Raw genomic sequence first — 1696 nt, 5'->3', positions numbered from 1 at the left:
TTGAGGGCACTGCAAAACACTTACATTTTTTAGAAGAAACGCCCGTTAGGGCGTTTTTTTGTTAAAATAAAGTTATATCATTTAACTGTATCGGGGTTTTTGCAATGTTACTAAATCACAATCAATCAAGCTTATCCTTTCATTCGGAACTTTACTCTTTTGTACCAGAAGATCATCTTTTAAGAAGAGTTCATGAACTAGTTGATTTTTCTTTTATAAATGAATTAGTCGAAGAAACTTACTGTAAGTATTACGGTAGACCTGCCAATGAGCCTGAACTGTTGTTCCGTCTCCTCTTTCTTCAATATCTTTACAATTTATCTGACGAAAGAGTGATTGAGGATTCACAATACAATTTAGCTTATAAGTGGTTTTTAGGTTTAAATCCAGAAGACACTTTACCAGATTCTTCTCAACTTAGCCGATTTCGTGTACATAGATTAGGAGCTAACCGAGTTGAAAAGGTATTAGAACATGTTGTAAAACAATGTGTAGAAAAAGGATTGATTCAGTCTAAAGCTCTTATAATTGATTCAACTCATACTATCGCAAACGCAGCAAAGGAGAAACCTTTAGATGTTCTTAAAAAAGCTGCTAATCGACTACTAAGAGCTGTAAAGAAACAGCATTCCAGTCTTTTTAAAAAGCTTCCTAAGTTTCCAAAATTAGAGGGAACCGATGAAGAAAAAGCGAAACAACTTTTACAATATTTAGCGGAGATAAATGTTCTATTGGAGGACAAACTCCCAGATGCCGAAGGCAGCTTGCTCGAGAGAATAAACATCGTAAAACAAATAACTGAGGATGAGAGACTCTTATCTAATAAAGGGATTTCATCTGCCGTTGACCATGATGCACGTTTTGGGAGGAAATCAAAGTCTAGAACTTTTTATGGATATAAAAATCATATTGCAATGACTGAAGAGGAAATTATTACTGCTATTCATGTGACTCCTGGGAATGAAGATGATGGAAAGCAGCTTCAAACTTTAGTGAACAAGACGATTGACCAACAAATAACTATAAATGAAGTACTCGCAGATACTGCATATTCTGGTAAAGAAAATCTTAGCTTTCTTCAAACTGAGGAGATTAAAGCTTCGATTCCGTTAAATCCTGCAGTATACGGAACACGCGAAGAAGATAAATTTAAGTATGACAAGGAAAATGATGAGGTAGTATGCCCCGCAGGGCATCCTAGTATCAGAAAAGCAAAAACAGGAAGAACTGGGACAAATACCAATCCATGTCTAACCTTTTTTTTTGACACGTCCATTTGTAAGCAATGTCCATTTAGAGAAGGTTGCTATAACAATACCAAAGAAAAAACATATTCTATTAGCATCAAATCTGAAGAGCATAGTCAACAAATGGCATACTTAGAATCGGATGAATATCTTCAAAGAAAAGGTATTCGATCGCGTATTGAACATAAAAACGCCGAATTAAAGAATGCACATAGAATGACCAGGGCTAAATACCGTGGTCAGTTTGGCATGCGAATACAAACATTTCTAACTGCCTTTGTAGTTAACGTAAAGAGGATGATTAAGCTACACGACGTCCTATCCCAGTAGGGATAGGGGCATTTGAATAAACACACAACAAAAAAAAGCCCCTAATTTATGAAAATTCATAAGCTAGGGGCTTTTATTTAAAAGTGCATAGCATTTATGCCCTTTTTGCAGTGCCCTCT

1 protein-coding gene is annotated in these 1696 nt (G+C 35.8%); it reads left to right on the top strand.

The features are described 5' to 3' along the window. Positions 1 to 104 precede the first annotated feature (104 nt). Positions 105 to 1577, top strand: a complete 1473-nt coding sequence (locus tag AC59HZ_RS31235; RefSeq protein WP_496549595.1) for an IS1182 family transposase — start codon at positions 105 to 107, stop codon at positions 1575 to 1577. Positions 1578 to 1696 lie beyond the last annotated feature (119 nt).

The organism is Neobacillus sp. DZ-9, from assembly GCF_059587065.1.
This window is presented reverse-complemented; position numbering and strand designations above follow the sequence as displayed.